This window comes from Mesorhizobium sp. PAMC28654, from assembly GCF_020616515.1.
Taxonomy (GTDB): Bacteria; Pseudomonadota; Alphaproteobacteria; order Rhizobiales; family Rhizobiaceae; genus Mesorhizobium.
This window is the reverse complement of record NZ_CP085135.1, coordinates 6,045,196-6,061,279: the sequence shown is the minus strand read 5'-3', so window position 1 is coordinate 6,061,279 and position 16,084 is coordinate 6,045,196. Positions and strand designations below refer to the sequence as shown.

At 62.7% G+C, this 16,084-nt stretch carries 16 protein-coding genes and 1 pseudogene; 10 read left to right on the top strand and 7 right to left on the bottom strand.

All coding sequences use genetic code 11. The annotated features are described in order from the left end of the window. The first annotated feature begins 39 nt into the window (after positions 1-39). The 5 genes from LGH82_RS29950 (at position 40) to LGH82_RS29930 (ending at position 5,965) form a co-directional block, all read left to right on the top strand. On the top strand, positions 40-870 hold the full coding sequence (locus tag LGH82_RS29950) for an ATP-binding cassette domain-containing protein (RefSeq protein WP_227346130.1): 831 nt from the start codon (positions 40-42) through the stop codon (positions 868-870). After that, a complete protein-coding gene (locus LGH82_RS29945) occupies positions 867-2,126 on the top strand; it encodes a sugar ABC transporter permease (protein WP_227346129.1) in 1,260 nt (419 codons plus the stop codon). The genes LGH82_RS29950 and LGH82_RS29945 overlap by 4 nt, the downstream gene beginning before the upstream one ends. Before the next feature lie 78 nt (positions 2,127-2,204). Beyond that, positions 2,205-2,933, top strand: a complete 729-nt coding sequence (locus LGH82_RS29940; RefSeq protein ID WP_227346128.1) for an SDR family oxidoreductase — start codon at positions 2,205-2,207, stop codon at positions 2,931-2,933. 114 nt (positions 2,934-3,047) lie between these two features. Next, a complete protein-coding gene (locus LGH82_RS29935) occupies positions 3,048-4,670 on the top strand; it encodes an FGGY-family carbohydrate kinase (RefSeq protein WP_227346127.1) in 1,623 nt (540 codons plus the stop codon). Between the two features lie 158 nt (positions 4,671-4,828). Continuing rightward, positions 4,829-5,965 carry a flavin-containing monooxygenase gene (locus LGH82_RS29930; protein WP_227346126.1) on the top strand — a complete coding sequence of 379 codons (1,137 nt, stop codon included), beginning with the start codon at positions 4,829-4,831 and terminating at the stop codon, positions 5,963-5,965. A 23-nt stretch (positions 5,966-5,988) separates the two neighbouring features. Here LGH82_RS29930 and LGH82_RS29925 read toward each other — a convergent pair whose 3' ends face one another. Continuing rightward, positions 5,989-6,219 carry a hypothetical protein gene (locus LGH82_RS29925; protein ID WP_227346125.1) on the bottom strand — a complete coding sequence of 77 codons (231 nt, stop codon included), beginning with the start codon at positions 6,217-6,219 and terminating at the stop codon, positions 5,989-5,991. Continuing rightward, positions 6,216-7,164 (bottom strand): IS630 family transposase gene (locus tag LGH82_RS29920; protein ID WP_227343924.1). Its coding sequence is split into 2 segments (ribosomal slippage): positions 6,216-6,822 and positions 6,821-7,164, totalling 951 coding nucleotides; the frame shifts between segments, so codons are not numbered across the junction. Before LGH82_RS29920 ends, LGH82_RS29925 begins: the two co-directional genes overlap by 4 nt. 543 nt (positions 7,165-7,707) lie before the next feature. Between LGH82_RS29920 and LGH82_RS29915 the strand changes: the two genes are divergently transcribed. Together LGH82_RS29915 and LGH82_RS29910 are read left to right on the top strand one after the other, a co-directional pair. Beyond that, complete coding sequence (locus LGH82_RS29915) at positions 7,708-8,388, top strand: Crp/Fnr family transcriptional regulator (RefSeq protein ID WP_413771407.1); 681 nt, start codon at positions 7,708-7,710, stop codon at positions 8,386-8,388. 113 nt (positions 8,389-8,501) lie between these two features. Continuing rightward, positions 8,502-10,088: a serine hydrolase domain-containing protein gene (locus tag LGH82_RS29910; RefSeq protein ID WP_227346123.1), complete on the top strand. Its 1,587-nt coding sequence runs from the start codon at positions 8,502-8,504 to the stop codon at positions 10,086-10,088. A 44-nt stretch (positions 10,089-10,132) separates the two neighbouring features. On the opposite strand, the pseudogene LGH82_RS29905 reads toward LGH82_RS29910, so the two are convergent. Further along, positions 10,133-10,804, bottom strand: a pseudogene (locus tag LGH82_RS29905) (nucleotidyltransferase domain-containing protein); the annotation flags it as partial. A 48-nt stretch (positions 10,805-10,852) separates the two neighbouring features. On the opposite strand from LGH82_RS29905, the gene LGH82_RS29900 reads away from it, so the two are divergent. Next, a protein-coding gene (locus LGH82_RS29900; protein ID WP_413771365.1) for an IS3 family transposase occupies positions 10,853-12,003 on the top strand; the annotation gives its coding sequence in 2 pieces (ribosomal slippage) (positions 10,853-11,117 and positions 11,117-12,003; 1,152 coding nt in all). Then, the gene (locus tag LGH82_RS29895) at positions 12,000-12,251 is read left to right on the top strand and encodes a hypothetical protein (protein WP_227346122.1); all 252 of its coding nucleotides are present in this window, start codon (positions 12,000-12,002) and stop codon (positions 12,249-12,251) included. The genes LGH82_RS29900 and LGH82_RS29895 overlap by 4 nt, the downstream gene beginning before the upstream one ends. A gap of 106 nt (positions 12,252-12,357) precedes the next feature. Here LGH82_RS29895 and LGH82_RS29890 read toward each other — a convergent pair whose 3' ends face one another. Both LGH82_RS29890 and LGH82_RS29885 read right to left on the bottom strand, forming a co-directional pair. Continuing rightward, positions 12,358-12,777 carry a hypothetical protein gene (locus LGH82_RS29890; protein WP_227346121.1) on the bottom strand — a complete coding sequence of 140 codons (420 nt, stop codon included), beginning with the start codon at positions 12,775-12,777 and terminating at the stop codon, positions 12,358-12,360. Beyond that, a complete protein-coding gene (locus LGH82_RS29885) occupies positions 12,774-13,061 on the bottom strand; it encodes a hypothetical protein (RefSeq protein ID WP_227346120.1) in 288 nt (95 codons plus the stop codon). The genes LGH82_RS29890 and LGH82_RS29885 overlap by 4 nt, the downstream gene beginning before the upstream one ends. Before the next feature lie 261 nt (positions 13,062-13,322). Between LGH82_RS29885 and LGH82_RS29880 the strand changes: the two genes are divergently transcribed. Continuing rightward, the gene (locus tag LGH82_RS29880) at positions 13,323-14,081 is read left to right on the top strand and encodes a helix-turn-helix domain-containing protein (RefSeq protein ID WP_227346119.1); all 759 of its coding nucleotides are present in this window, start codon (positions 13,323-13,325) and stop codon (positions 14,079-14,081) included. A 50-nt stretch (positions 14,082-14,131) separates the two neighbouring features. Here the strand turns inward: LGH82_RS29880 and LGH82_RS29875 are convergent, their stop codons facing one another. Next, on the bottom strand, positions 14,132-14,731 hold the full coding sequence (locus LGH82_RS29875) for a YdeI/OmpD-associated family protein (protein WP_227346118.1): 600 nt from the start codon (positions 14,729-14,731) through the stop codon (positions 14,132-14,134). Positions 14,732-14,768: 37 nt separating this feature from the next. Next, positions 14,769-15,998, bottom strand: coding sequence for an aromatic ring-hydroxylating oxygenase subunit alpha (locus tag LGH82_RS29870; protein WP_227346117.1), 1,230 nt, complete (start codon positions 15,996-15,998; stop codon positions 14,769-14,771). Positions 15,999-16,084 lie beyond the last annotated feature (86 nt).

Below are 16,084 nucleotides of genomic sequence, written 5' to 3'. Positions count from 1 at the left end.
ACCCACTCTTGACCGGCCCTCCGGAAAGGTTTGCCCCCCATGACCGACATCGCCGACAGACCGGTTTCGACCGGCGAACTGGTGCTCAGCCTGCGTGGTATCTCGAAGAATTTCGGCGCCGTCTCCGCGCTGACCGACATCGATCTCGACGTGCATGCCGGCGAAGTCGTGGCGCTGGTCGGCGACAATGGCGCCGGCAAGTCGACACTGGTGAAGATCCTTGCCGGCGTCCATCAGCCAAGCTCCGGCGCCATCAATTTTCGCGGCAAGCCCGTTACCATGCCCGACCCGAGCGCGGCGCTGACGTTGGGCATCGCCACCGTCTTCCAGGACCTGGCGCTGTGCGAGAACCTCGACGTCGTCGCCAACATCTTCCTCGGCAAGGAGTTGAATCCGCTGCGGCTGGACGAGGTGGCGATGGAAATCCGCGCCTGGACGCTGCTCAACGAATTGTCGGCGCGTATTCCCAGCGTTCGCGAAGTGGTCGCCTCGCTGTCGGGCGGCCAGCGCCAGACCGTCGCCATCGCCCGCTCGCTGCTGCTCGAACCAAAGCTCATCCTGCTCGACGAGCCGACCGCCGCCCTTGGCGTCGCCCAGACGGCGGAAGTGTTGAACCTCATCGACCGGGTGCGTGAACGCGGCCTCGGCGTGCTGATGATCAGCCACAATATGGAGGATGTCCGCGCCGTCGCCGACCGCATCGTCGTGCTGCGGCTTGGCCGCAACAACGGCGTCTTCGCTCCCGACGCCTCCAACCAGGAACTGGTCAGCGCCATCACCGGCGCCTCGAACAATGCTGTCTCACGCCGCGCCGAGCGCCGGCAAACCCAGCAAAATCAGGCGCAGCAAAACCAGGAGCAACGGCCATGAGCTCGGAGATCAAGCACGACACATCGGCTTCGACGGCGCTCGACCGTAGCGACGTCCGCGTCAAGCATGAGGCGGGTGTTGGTGGCGCGCTCAGCGCCTTCCTCGACCGCGTGCGCTCCGGCGATCTCGGCTCGCTGCCCGTCGTCGTCGGCCTCGTCATCATCTGGACCGTGTTCACCAGCCTCAACCCGGTGTTCGTCTCGTCCAGCAACCTCGTCAACCTGCTGTTCGACTGCTCGACGGTCGGCGTCATCGCGCTCGGCATCGTCTGCGTGCTGATGGTCGGCGAGATCGACCTATCGGTCGGCTCGATCAGCGGCTTTGCCTCGGCTCTCGTCGGCACGCTGTGGGTCAACCAGGGCTGGCCGGTGGCGCTCGCCATCCTCGCCGCCCTCGCCTTCGGTGCGGCCATCGGCTGCCTCTACGCGATGCTGTTCAACCGGCTGGGCATGCCAAGCTTCGTCTCGACGCTGGCCGGCCTGCTGGCGGTGCTCGGCATGCAGCTCTACATCCTCGGCTCCTCCGGCTCGATCAACCTGCCCTATGGCTCGAACCTGGTGAATTTCGGCCAGCTCATGGTCATGCCCCACTGGGTCTCCTACGGCCTGGCGGCCCTGCCCGGCATCGTCATGCTCATCACCGGGCTGCGCACCATCAGCCGCCGTCGCGCGGTCAACCTGTCGGCGCCGTCGCTTAGCGGCCTCATCGTGCGCGTCGTCGCCATCACGCTGGTGCTGGAACTCATCGTCGGCTACCTCAACCAGGCGCGCGGCATTCCGTGGATGTTCGGCCTGTTCGTCGGCCTGGTCGTGGCGATGAACTACGCGCTCACCCGCACCAAATGGGGCCGCTCGATGACCGCCGTCGGCGGCAATCGCGAAGCGGCGCGGCGCGCCGGCATCAAGGTTCGGCTGATCTATCTCAGCGCCTTTGCCGCCTGCTCCACCTTCGCGGCCCTTGGCGGCGTGCTGTCGGCGGCCCGCCTTGCCTCGGCCAGCCAGCAGGCCGGCACCGGCGACGTCAACCTCAACGCGATCGCGGCGGCCGTCATCGGCGGCACCAGCCTGTTTGGCGGGCGCGGCAGCGCCTATTCCGCCCTGCTCGGCATCATCGTCATCCAGTCGATCGCCAGCGGGCTGACCTTGCTCGATCTGTCGTCGTCGCTTCGCTACATGATCACCGGCGCCGTCCTGGCGATCGCTGTCATCGTCGACTCCCTGGCACGCCGTTCGCGGGTTTCCCACGGCCGCGCCTGACACCCCCAAGAGCATGATCCCGAAACGGGAAACCGGTTTCTCGGGATCATGCTCAACAACAAACACACGAGGACCAACATGGCTCAGGATCTAACAGGCAAGGTGGCGGCGATCACAGGCGCCGCATCGGGCATCGGCCTCGAATGCGCGAAACATCTGATCGCGGCGGGCGTCCGCGTGGCGCTGGTCGACCGTGCCGAGGACGCGCTGAAAACCATCTGCGCCGAACTCGGGCCGAACGCCATTCCCGTGGTGGTCGACCTGATGAAGCCAGCCAGCGTCGCGACCATGATGCCGCAAATACTGGACAAGGCCGGCCAGCTCGACATCTTCCACGCCAATGCCGGCGCCTATGTCGGCGGCCAGATTGTCGATGGCGATCCAGATGCATGGGACCGGATGCTGAATCTCAACATCAACTCGGTGTTCCGTTCCATCCACGCGGTGCTGCCGCACATGATCGAACGCAAGACCGGTGATATCATCGTCACCAGTTCGATCGCCGGGCTCGTTCCCGTCGTCTGGGAGCCGATCTACACCGCCTCCAAGCATGCCGTGCAGGCCTTCGTCCACACGGTGCGCCGCCAGGTCGCCAAACACGGCCTGCGCGTCGGCGCGGTGGCGCCCGGACCGGTGGTGACCGCGCTGATCAGCGACTGGCCGAAGGACAAGCTGGAGGCGGAACTCGCCGCCGGCGGCCTGATGCAGCCCGTCGAGGTCGCCGAAGCCGTGATGTTCATGCTGACGCGGCCACGCAACATCACCATCCGCGACCTGGTGATCCTGCCACAGAGCAACGATCTTTAGGGCAGTAGGGGAATAGGGCAGTAAGGCAGTATGTGAGCTGAACAGGTCGTCACTGCCTTACTCCCCTGATCCCTACTGCCCTACCCCCTTACTCCCCTCGGCGGAGCCTGAACCATGCCCCACTACATCGGCGTCGACGTCGGCACAGGCAGCGCCCGGGCCGGTGTGTTTGACAGCGAAGGAACGATGCTGGCCTCGGCCAAGCGTGACATCGCCCTGTTCCTCGAACCCGGCGAGATCGCCGAGCAGTCGAGCGAGGACATCTGGCGCGCGGTCTCGGCCAGCGTCCGCGAGGCTGTGACGGCGTCCGGTGTCGATGCCAGCGATGTTGCCGGCATCGGCTTCGACGCGACCTGCTCGCTGGTCGTGATCGGGCAGAACGGCGTTCCCCTGCCCGTCGGTGCGTCCGGCGACAGCCAGCGCAACATCATCGTCTGGATGGACCATCGCTCGCTCGACCAGACACGACGCATCAATGCCGGCAAATACGCTGTACTCGACTATGTCGGCGGCGCGATCTCGCCGGAGATGGAGACGCCGAAACTGCTGTGGCTGAAGGAAAACATGCCCGACAGCTTTGCCAGGGCGCAGTATTTCTTCGACCTTCCCGACTATCTGACATGGCGAGCGACCGGCAGCACGGCGCGCTCTATCTGCACCGTCACCTGCAAATGGACCTACCTCGCGCATGAAAGCCGCTGGGACGAGGCCTATTTCCGCGCCATCGGGCTCGGCGAACTCGCCGACGAAGGCTTTGCCCGCATCGGCACCGAGATCGTCGCCGGCGGCACGGCGTTGGCCCAAGGCCTGACCGAGGCCGCCGCCGCTGATTTCGGCCTGCGGCGGGGAACGGCTGTCGCCGCTGGGCTGATCGACGCCCATGCCGGCGGCGTTGGTACAGTCGGCGGCAAGGCCCCCAAGGCCGGCGGCGACACCGGCACCCTGCAGTCGCGCATGGCCTATGTCTTCGGCACCTCCGCCTGCACCATGGCCAGCACCAGCGAGCCGGCATTCGTGCCCGGTGTCTGGGGCCCCTATTTCTCCTCGATGGTGCCCGGACTGTGGCTCAGCGAAGGCGGCCAGTCGGCGGCGGGCGCGGCGATCGATCATCTCATCTCCTTCCATCCGGCATCGACCGAGGCCTCCGCACGGGCCAAGGCACAGGGCATCAGCCTCGCGGCCTGGCTTGCTCGCCAGGCAGCCGAACGCTCCCCCGACCTTTCCGAGGCCGTACGCCTTGCCGACGGCCTGCATGTCGTCCCCGAATTCCTCGGCAACCGCTCGCCCTTCGCCGATCCCGAGGCCAAGGGCCTGATCGCCGGGCTCGGCATGGACACCTCGCCTGACAGCCTCGTCGCGCTCTATGTCGCCGGCCTCTGCGGCCTCGGCTATGGCGTGCGCCAGATCATGGCGGCCATGGCAGGCAAGGGACTGGCCATCGACACCATCGTGGTCTCGGGCGGTGCCGCGCAGAGCGAACTGGTCCGCCAGCTTCTCGCCGACACGACAGGACTGACGGTGGCGAGTTCCACCTCGCCCGAACCGGTGCTGCTCGGATCGGCCATGCTCGGCGCGGTGGCGGCGGGACGCTATCCCGACCTGATATCGGCGATGACCGGCATGGCCACCATGGGCGAGATCTACCGTCCGGCCGGCGGGCCACTGAAGGCGCTTCACGACAAGCGCTTCGGCGCGTTCGAACTGCTGCGGAAGGCGGCGCGGGCCATCCGCGACTGAACGGTAACAGGAATGTGTACTGGGAGCGCCGGCCATTATCTGGGCTGTCGCCACAAAGTAAATATATCAGCGGCTCGACCGGTGTTCGCCGGCGGTTCGTGCTTGATGTGGTTGGGTGGTCAAGCGCGGATTTGTTTTTGTTGCCGAGGCACCCAGCCATGCATGGAACCAGGATCTTCGACGGAGTCATCGTGATCGGTGCCGGCGCGGCCGGCCTTGCCGCCACCCATGCCCTGATCAAGGCGGGTCTGCACGTACGGCTTCTGGAGAAGGAAGACCGCATCGGCGAGCCGTGGCGGCGACGGCACCATGACCTGCATCTGAACACGCATCGCTCGCTTTCGAGCTTGCCCGGCCTCGACTACCCAGCGGGCACCCCGGCCTTTCCGGACAAATCCGTGGTCGTCGATCACCTCGACCAGTTCCGCAGCCATCACCGGCTGCCGATCGAATTTGGCGTCTGCATCGACGAGATCGCCTTCACCGGCAGCCATTGGACGATCGCCACCAACATGGGGACGCGGACCGCCGCCCATGTCATCATCGCCACCGGGCGCGACCGCACCCCTTGCATTCCAAAATGGAAAGGCATGGCGGAGTTTCCCGGCCAGATCATACATTCGGCCGATTTCGGCGATGCCGGCGACTACGCGGGCAAGAAGGTCCTGGTGGTCGGCGCCGGCAATTCGGGCTTCGACGTGCTCAATCATCTGGCCCGCGTCGACACATCAGCCATCTGGCTGTCCGCGCGGCACGGCCCGACGCTGCTGCCCAAGCGCCTCTTCAACATCCCGGTTCACCTGATGTCGCCCTATATCGCGCGCCTGCCGGTGCGGCTGGCGGACACGCTGTTGCGGATGGCCCAACGCATGGCCTTCGGCGACCTGACGCGGTTCAATCTGCCGGCCGCCTGCGTCGGCGGCGCCAGCCGCCTGGCCGGCGACTATGTGGCGATTGCATCCGACGACGGCGCTGTCGACGCCATCAAGGCCGGCAAGATCGAGGTGCTGCCGGAGATCGGCCAGTTCACCCGCGACGGCGTGATCCTCGCCAATGGCCAGCGGATCCGCCCCGACATCGTCATCGCCGCCACGGGCTACCGCACGGGGCTCGAACAGATGGTCGGCAAGCTCGGCGTGCTCGACGCCAAGGGGTATCCGCTTTTCAACGGCGCCGGCAACGATCAGCGCCTGCCCGGCCTGTGGTTCACCGGCATGCGGCCGAGCATCCGCGGCTGCTTCGCCAATGCGCGGCTGCAGGCCCGCGCCATCGCGGCGGCGATCACGGCCGGCTGACGGGAACCATCCGCCGGGGGTGCTCAATCGTCGCGGATCACCATGCGTATATGCCATTCGCGCCAGTGCGTCGGCTCGACGCCGATCGGCTCGTCGGTCACGGCATGCACCCAGCCGGTCCCGGAAAGCCGGCAAGGAAAGCGCAAGGGTGTCAGCTTGCCGGAGCTGATCATGGCCACTTGTACAAGCCGGTCCGGCGGCGCGCTGGCGATAGGCTCCCACATTGACGCCGCGATAGAGCAGAATCTGATCATTCCGGCTCATATCCTGTTGCGGCGAAGTAGTTGGCGCACTCGGTTGGTGTGAAGCAAGGCAGTGCGGCGCTGATGGTATCCCACAATTCCGCGACGGTTCGTGCGGCGGCTTTGCGTAGAATCGATTTCAGCTTGGAAAAGGCGTTCTCGATCGGGTTGAAGTCGGGGGAATAGGGCGGGAGGAACATCATCCTTGCGCCGGTTGCTTCGATCGCCACACGGGCGGCTGCGCTTTTGTGCGCCGGCAGGTTGTCGAGGATCACGACATCGTCGGGCCGCAGCGTCGGCACGAGAACCTGCTCGACATAGGCGACAAACCATTCGCCAGTCATCGGGCCGTCCAGGACCATTGGCGCGGTCATGCCAGTGAGGCGCAGGGCGCCGGTGAACGTCGTCGTCTTCCAATGGCCATGCGGGATTGGCGATCGGCACCGCATCCCGCGCTTCGTGCGCCCCCGCAGTCGAGCCATCTTTGTCGAGGCTCCGGTCTCGTCGATGAAGACCAGATGCTCGGGATCAAGATCGGGCTGGGCGTCGAACCAGGCGTTTCGTCGCGCCGCCACGTCTGGCCGCTCCTGCTCGCTGGCGTGCGCCGTTTTTTTTGAAGGTCATGGAGTGACGATCGAGAAACCGCCAGATCGTGCTCGTCGCAAACGACGCGCCATGCTCCTGTCGCAGCAACTCGGCGAGTTCGACCAGCGTGATGTCCACCCGCCTCTCGATCGCCGCCAGGATGATGTCGCGATACGCTTCAACGCGGTGGGACCGCCTGTCGCCGCCCTGCGGCTTTGCGCAGGTGGCTCCGGTCTCGCGCCATTCCCGGACCCAACGCACCGAGCTTGCCGCCGCCACGCCAAATCGCGCCGCTGCCGCCCGTCGCGACAGGCCGCCATCAACCGCTGCGACCACCCGAGCCCGCAAATCTTCCGATAAGGATTTCGCCATGCCATGCCGGCCTCCGAATCCAGCAGATATGCTGAATCAGATTTCCAATCCCAACGAAACCCCTATCGATTCTATCCGCTCGGATTTTGCTCTAGCACATCAGGGAATCCTGAAATAGCGCGATGCCGCGATTGTGACCGCAAGCTTTCGAGGCCACTGCGGGGGCCAGCGGCAGGCCGACAAACCCGGGCCTGAGCGGCAAGCATCGTGGTCGCGAACGGCTATCCGCAACCACGGCGAAGTCATCTCGTAAGCCGGCTAACTTAACACGCCTTTGGCTCAGAACTATGTCGCTTTTATACCAATGGGGGTTGGTACGATTCCAACACTAACGTTGAGATCGATCTTTTCGTATTCGGGCGATGGGGGTCGCCGTGAATCGAATTCAATGCCGCATTCTTGAGTCTTTCTGTTTCCATTCCCCATATGCTGGAAAGTGCCAACGCGTTGCCCCGGGCATGGCGGAGGTTGGACGGCTCGTGCCCCCTGTCGGGCCGCGCCATGTCTGATCCTCGACCGTATCGGAACGAGCTGTTGCGGCGGATGATGCCAGACGATCTGGCGCTGATCCAACCCTATATGACGCGTCGCGGCCTGCCGTTGCGGGCCATGCTCGTCACCCCCGACACGCCGATCGAAGCCGTCCATTTCATGGAACACGGCATCGCCGCCGTGATTGCCAGGACCGCGAGCGGACATGGCGCCGAGGTGGGTTTCATTGGCTTCGAAGGCATGACCGGGGCGTCGCTGGTGATGGGGGACGACCGTGCCGCGCATGCATGCTCGATGCTGTTCGAAGGCGAAGCCATCCGCATCGATGCCACCCATTTCAACGCCGCGCTGGCGGCAAGCCCGACCTTGCGCCTCTATTTGCTGCGCTTCGTCAACTACATGCAGACCCAGACCGGCTGCACCGCGCTCGCCAATGCCCAGCTGAAGCTAGAGGAGCGCCTGGCCCGCTGGCTGCTCATGTGCGACGACAGGCTGCCAGACGAACGCATGGCCATCACGCATGAATTCCTCGCCAGCATGCTTGGCGTGAGACGGCCTGGCGTCACCATCACCCTGCAGCTGCTCGAAGGCCGCTCGCTCATCCGCTCCCGCCGGGGCGAGGTCATCATCCGCGACCGCGCCGGGCTCATCGAGCTGGCCAATGGCAGCTATGGCGAGGCGGAAGCGGAATATGCCAGGCTGATCGGAGACATCGGCGCCGCCCAGGCGTGACCCCCGTCGGCCGGACCCGGCGCGGCTCAAAATCCGGGTCGGCTTCGCTTCCGTGGCGATCCGCGCATGCTATATCTTCCCGCGGGGTGGGTCGTCCTAGCACGGAGACCAGCATGCGCATGCCAGTGAAGAAGCGCTTCGTTTGGGGCGCGGTGTTGAGCTTATGTGCCCTGCTGACCTGCCTTTGCCTCGGACCGGCGCGCGCCGACGACCCCGATCAATCACCATGGCCAACCAAGGAATGGCTGGCATCCACGCCGGAAGAGCAAGGCATGGATTCGTCGGCGCTGGCCAAGCTTGTCGACTATGGCGCAAGCCACGGCTTCGACAGTCTGCTCGTCGTGAGCCATGGACGCATTGTCACGGAGGCCTCCTACGCTCCCTACACGGCTGACATCCCGCACAACATGTTCTCTGCAACCAAGGCTGTTACCGGCACCCTTCTCGGGATGGTCTACAAGGACGGCCTGCTCGACCGTCTCGATCATCCCATGCTGGATTTCTTCACCGATCGCCACATTGCAAATGTCGATGACCGAAAGAAAGCCATCACGGTCCAGAACCTTCTGGACATGACTCCCGGGTTCGATTGGGATCAGGGATTTGAGGGCGGCAGGCAGCAGTCCATGTTCGATCTGGCACGGAGCTCCGATTGGACCCAATTCATTCTCGATCGTCCCATGTCGCATCCACCGGGACAGATCTTCAATTACAGCAACGGCAACCCGGATCTGGTATCGGCTGTTATCACCAGGCTGACCGGAAAGCTCGCCGAGGATTATGCGAGGGAAAAGCTCTTTGATCCCTTGGGCATTGTTGATTGGCACTGGGACCGCGATCCCCAAGGTCTCACGATGGGACACGGCATGCTGTATCTGCTGCCGCGCGACATGGCGAAGCTCGGTTATTTGTATTTGCACCATGGCGAATGGGAGGGAAAGCAGCTGCTTCCGCAGGGCTGGGCGGATGTTTTGAACCATACGCTCGTGAATGTGCACGCGTCGGATGACCCTAACGAGAGCTATTCCAACTTTATCTGGGTGTTTCCCGACAGGCACGTTTACATGATGAACGGCAAGAACGGCCAGTTGATCGTGGTGTTTCCCGATCTGGATGTCGTCGTGGTGACCACCGCCAGGAAGCAGGTCCGGTATAATACCCTGATCGATGCTGTTTCCGGCGCGGTCAAGTCCGGGTCGGTGCTGCCACCGAACCCGAACGCCCTCGGGCAGCTTGCCAGCGCGATCAAGGACGCCGCGGTCGAAAAGTCGACGCCCGTCGGCCCAACGCCCGGCATCGCTTCCGCGATCTCGGGAAAGACCTACAAATTCCCCGACAACGAATTCGGACTAAAGTCGTTTGCCCTCGATCTAACCGACACTCATCCGCATTTTGAAGTTGAATTCGCTTCGCGCTATCCGGTCGGCTCCTCCGTGAAGTACAGCCAGCCGATGGGGCTCTATGGGTTCTATCGCAAAGGGGCGCCGAAAGCCTCCGACCCCGGCATTGGCCACATCACCGAGGCCAAGGGGACGTGGCTGAACGAGGAGACCTTCGTGATCGACGCACCCGTCCTTGGGTTTGGCGAACAGCAAGAAATTATTCTGACATTCAGCGGCAAGAAGCTGAACCTTCACCGCACGGTCGCCGTCGGCGAGGGCCAGGAAGTATCGTTTGATGGCGAACAGGTGACCAACTAGGCAAGCATGACCTCAAATCATGCTTCACCAATATGTCCTCGTTTCTATTCGACGCGGCGCGCCTCAAGTGGGGCCTCCTGTCTATAGCCCTCGAAATAGCGGCCGCCATGCAAGGCAAGCTCCTTATCGGCCAAGGCCAGAAATCTGGCTCCATCGCCTTGCACCGCGAGCCTGAAGGCGACTTCAAATTCGGTTGCCAGTTCAGCATCGAGCCTCTTCAGCAGTCTTGGTATCCATTTTCCTCTGCCGCACCACGCGCCACGCCCCGATAGAATGAGGTCGGCCAGTTTTTGATAGAGCTGCACTGCAATGGCCGCGATTTCCTCAGGCGGACGCTCGCCACGCAGATCGTCGGCGAGATCGGTTACCTGGTACCGCAAGATATCGTGGTTCTGGCCTGCAAGAGGTTTTGGCCCTTCCATCAGGACCTTCGTCGCCTCTGTCTGAATTGAGCGCGCCTTGTCCTTGTCCGATCCAACTATGTCGCCGGTCGCCACCATATCCACCATGATTGGATATCCGCTGTGCGCGTCGTGACGAAGGAAATAGGCCAGCGTCCGCGGATCATGGACGAATGCTTCGATCGGAAAGCCGTCCTGCACGAACGATTCTCGCCAGGCTCTTTCCAAGGACGGAAAGACCACCACCAGATCGATATCCGAAAACTCAGTGCCTTCCCCACGCATGAGTGAACCTGCCACATAGGCAAAACTGGACTTGCCCCGAAAAAGTGGAGAGTTTCCTTCTGATGAAAGGCGACCTCGATGACGAAACAGAGACAGTTTACGGATGCGTTCAAGGCGGAGGCGGTTGGCCTTGTGCGAACGAGCGGTCGGACGAAGCGGCAGATCGCGGAGGATCTTGGTGTTGGTTTCTCGACGCTGACGCGATGGATGGGTCGGCAGCTGGATCGTGAGATGGGCGATCCTGGGCGTCCGCCTGATGCTGATGTCGCCGCTGAATTGAAACGGCTGCGGCGGGAGAATGAAATCCTTCGGCAGGAGCGGGATATCTTGAAACGGGCGACGGCTTTTTTCGTCAAGGAGGGAAGTCGGTGAGGTTCGCGCTCATCGACCAGGCGAAGAAGGATTTCCCTGTGGACCGTTTGTGCGCGACGCTGGGTGTCAGCCCGAGCGGCTACTTTGCCTGGGGGCGCCGGCCGGCGTGCCGCCGGCAGCGCGACGACATGATAATGCTGGCGCATGTGCGATCGTCGTTCGCGCTGTCGAACGGAACCTATGGTAGCCCGCGCATGACGCGGGAACTGCAAGACAATGGCTTTGCCATTGGCCGGCGACGAACGGCGCGTCTGATGCGGGAGAATGGCCTCCAGGCAAGACAGAAGCGGCGGTTCAAGCGCACGACGGACAGCGAACACGCCTTTCCGGTTGCCCCCAATGTCATCGACCAGGATTTTGCCGCCACTGGTCCCAACCAGAAATGGGGTGCCGACATCTCCTACATCTGGACGCGGGAGGGCTGGTTGTACCTTGCTGTCGTCATCGATCTGTTTGCCCGCAAGGTCGTTGGCTGGGCTGCTGGCAACCGGCTACACCGCAGCCTGGCTCTGGCAGCGCTCAACAAGGCGTTCGTCATGCGGCAGCCGGAACCCGGCCTCATTCACCACTCCGACCGCGGCAGCCAATATTGTTCTATCGACTACCAAGCCGAATTGCGTGCCGCCGGCGTCATCATCTCAATGTCAGGCAAGGGCAATTGCTTTGATAACGCCATGGTCGAAACATTCTTCAAGACGCTGAAAACTGAACTGATCTGGCGCACCTCTTTCCTTACCCGCGCCGATGCCCAAGCCGCCATTGCCCGATATATCGACGGCTTCTACAATCCCATCCGGCGGCATTCCGCGCTCGACTACATCAGCCCGATGCAGTTCGAGCGAAACGCCGCCGAATGAGCAACCCGCTCTCCACTTTACCGAAGCAAGTCCAAACCAGCGCCTGCGAAGCGGGTAGCAAGACACTCATTGGCAACGGCCAACGCACGATTTGCAAGAATGCGCTTTCCATTATTGTCCACGACTTCGTCCTCGAATGCGGGGAAACCGGGCACAAAAAAACCCGCTCGTCTCCGGCGGGTTGGTTGTCAGCAAATGAACAAGCTCAGTTCATGCGTCTAACACCCACCGCTGCGCGGTGGTCGTAGAGGTGATTGAAACTGCAAGAGTCTTGCTCATGGTTGGGATGCTATCGTTCAGCGGCAAGTCCGTCAAATCCATCAAACAGGAAGACGGACTTAGCCACCGGCCCTGTCACTCTCCTGGTTCTTTTTCGGACTCTACCGGAGCCGCCGCTGTGGGATCGATCTCAGCCGGAGCCCGAACAATCGCGGTCGGACCCGGCCAGTAAGGCAGGCTGATCTGCCCGCACAATCCCTCGAATTCCTCAACGGGGCCTGGATGCTCGAAGAAGGGGGCTGAAACCATCAGCGGCGTCACGTCAAAGCGGGCTCCCGTCCTGACCTGCTCGATGACGACATGCTTGTCGAGAATGGCGCCATGGAGGATCAGCCAGCCCTTCACCGCCTTGAAGCCCGCCCTTTCGGCGACGAAGGCTTTGACATTCTCATCGGGCCTGTCCGCTTTGGGAATGCCGGATTCCAAAAGCACGAATTTATAGGGGATCACACTTGCCGAAACGCTGCTGGCGCGAAGTCTTGTGAACAGGCTCAAGGGGACCGCCTTGGCCGTGGTGAAACACCCTGCCCTGCCCTGCCTGACACAAGCTTGCCCGGCGCCACCACACCGTCATCGACTACGTCAATACGACGGCCCATCGGCATGTCGCCGCAATTCAGGCCGGCAAGTTTGCATTTCGCCTGTTCGGCGGCGGCGCCAACCAGGCAATCGATACTGAACATCGCCCTGGCATGCCCGCTTGTCGCGACAGCCTTGCGAATCGTGTTCAACTGGGTATGCGTAAATTCAAGAAGGTCGCGCAGGTCGGTATTGTCCACACCGCTCTCCATCCCACGATGTCGAGAGGCCGGTCCGCAAAAACGGGTCGCTCTTGCAACCGGAAATACGCCCATTCTGATGATTTGCCTAGCCAAAATGTCGGAAACGTACGGTTTCTCGGTCTTTTGCAGGTTGTAGACATATACGCGGTCATTTTTTCGCGAGGCAATCGCGGCGGATGAAAATTGGTGCAATATTGGTTGGGGACTAGGCGAGCAAGTGGTTCGAGTTCGGACGTCTGTCGCGGCGGGGACGATGACGTGCCAATTCGCAAGAATATTTCGGAAAACCTGAAACGGCTGTGCGAAAGCCATGCCTCCGTCAGTGCTGTCTGCCGCGAGCTTGATATTAACCTAACACAGTTCGAGCGCTACCTGCAGGGCACCACCGTTCCCAACAAGAAGACGGCCAAGCTGATCTGCGATTACTTCGGCATCGACGAAGATGAACTCTACCAGGACCAGACCGAGCAGGGAACGCGCATTGCGGGCCTGCCGCCGATTTCCAGAAGCCTGTTCGAGAGCTTGACGCGTCCCCCGACCCCGGCGATCGCCGGCGGCATCTATTTCACCTATTTTTCGATTCCCGGCCAGGCCGACCTCCTGATGCGATCAGTGACATTCGTGCGGCGCGAGACCGAGATTGTCACGTTCCGAAGGGTCACCGGCTGGGTGGAGCGCCATGGACCCGCCACGCTGGCGCGAGCGCGCGGCAACCATTATGGCGTGGCCATCTCGCGCCTGAACTGGATCTATTTCAACGGCGTCAACCGCCGGCCGGTGGGAGAACCATCGCTGATGGCCGTGCAGTGGGCGCCGATCTCGGAACCCGTCCTCAGGGGCCAGGCCATGGTGTTGACCGGCTCCGGGCCTGCCTTCGTGTCGGTGATCATGCGCCAGCACGTGACCAGGATCCGCCCGAGGGACGCGATCCGGATGGCCCATGTCGTCAGCCTTGACGATCCCAGCGTGGATCAACTCGTCGTCAGCCTGATCCGCGAGAGCCAGGCCGCCGTCTAGTCAGCCGTCAGGCGCCGGCGATGAAATTGCATCGCGGCCCCCAAAAAAGCTTAAGTCCCGCGTTGCGGATGGATCGTCTCGCCGCGCTTCAGCATCTCGACGAAGCCCTCGATCTTCTTCCTGCGGCCGGCTTCGGTCTTCAAGTTGTGGGTGCGGAAGGCCAGCGCGAAACGGTTCTGCGCGCTGAGCTTGCCGAGCATCGCCCTGGCCTCCGGCTCGGCGTCGATGGCCGCCTGCAGGTCGTCGGGGATCTTCATGCCCTTGCCGCTGCCATAGGCGCGGTCCCAGCGGCCGTCGGCCTTGGCCGCCTCGACCTGTTTGAGGCCATGCCCGGTCATGCGGCCTTCCTCGACCAGCCGGGCGACATTGTCGATGTTGATCTTGCTCCAGATGCTGTTCCTGCCGCGCGGCGTATAGCGCTGCAGGAAGCTCTTGTCGTCGAAGGACTTGCGCACGGCGTCGATCCAGCCAAAGCACAGCACCACGTCGATGGCTTGCTTGGGCGTGATCGATTTCAGCCCCGAACCCACCTTGTGGACCTTGATCCAGACTTCGCTTTCCGCGTCGTGATGCCCAGCCAGCCAGGCATGAAAACTGGCCGAATCCTCGAACTCCCTGACCTTGTCGGGATCGACCTTGACCGGCGCCATCAGCCGGTCCTGCGCATGTCATCCGCCATCGGTTTTGTCAGGCGCGAGCGAGTTCTTCGAGGTACCAGTTGATGTAGCGCAGCTCGTTATATTCCATCGGCGCGATCGGACCCGGCACGAAATAATGCGAGCGCACGCCACGCGAGGTGTGCTCGATGATCTTCTTGTCCTCGTCGGTGGTGACCTTCCAAAGCCAGGTCAGCTTTTCGAGGTCGTAATCCTCGCCCTCGACCGCGTCGCCACGCACCAGCCAGATCAGTTCCATCTCGCAGGTGTCGGCAGTCTTGGGAATGAAGCGATAGATCATGCCGTGGTCGGGATAGCAGACCAGGAAACTGGTGCCGCCGAGGTGGATGGAGGTGACGCCGCCATCATAGTCGGTGAAACGGCCCATCAGCGGCGCCACCGGCGAGCCGTCCTGGCTGCCGCTCGAAACGCCGTCATAGAGCGCGTAGCGGAACGTATCGATCGCTTCCTGTCCGGCGGCCGAATTTTGCCAGCGGTTGCCGCTGTGGATCTCGATGCCGAGCGCGCAGGTGCGCTGCTCCATCGCCGCGTTGAGCTGCTCGATCATCTCCTTGGGCTTTTCCAGCGCATGCGTCTGCGAATATTCCGGATGCGCAGGGCCGCAATGATAGCACTCGACATAGTTCTCAACGGCGAGCTTCCAGTTGGCGTCGACCGGATAGCTCTGCCGGTACGCGACCTTGGCGTCGGCCCAGCCATACTGGCCGCAGCTGGTGCGCAGCGACTGCTCGATCGGATCGAAATCCAAGGGGGTCTCGGCGAAGGAGATGAACACCAGACCCTCGGCGACGCGCACATGCAGCTTCTTCAGCCCATGCGCCGCGCGGTCGAAATCCTTGGGCATCAGCCGCGCCGCGCGCAGCGATCCGTCATTGGAATAGGCCCAGGCGTGGTAGGGGCACACGAACATCTTCGCATTGCCCTTCTCCTTGGTGCAGACTTCCGCGCCGCGATGGCGGCAGACATTGAGCATGGCATGGATGGTTCCATCCATGCCATGCGTCAGGATGACGGCCTCGTCGCCCAGCTTGAACAGTTCGAAGTCGCCGGGGTTGGGAATGACGCTGGCATGCGCCAGGCAATGCCAATGGCGACGGAACACCCGTTCCATGTCGCGCGCGTAGATGGCGGGGTCATGATAGAAGGCGCGGACCAGGCCATGGCCCGGCCGGTGCGACGCGACCAGATGGTCGATGGCATCGCCTTCGGTGTGGGTTTGCTGGAGAGGACGCACGCTCATCTGCCGTTCCCTTGTCTGGCTGTTTGTATCCCTTGATGGTAACTGGCCGCCGCCGGGATGTCGACGCCGAGGCTCGGTACCCAAGA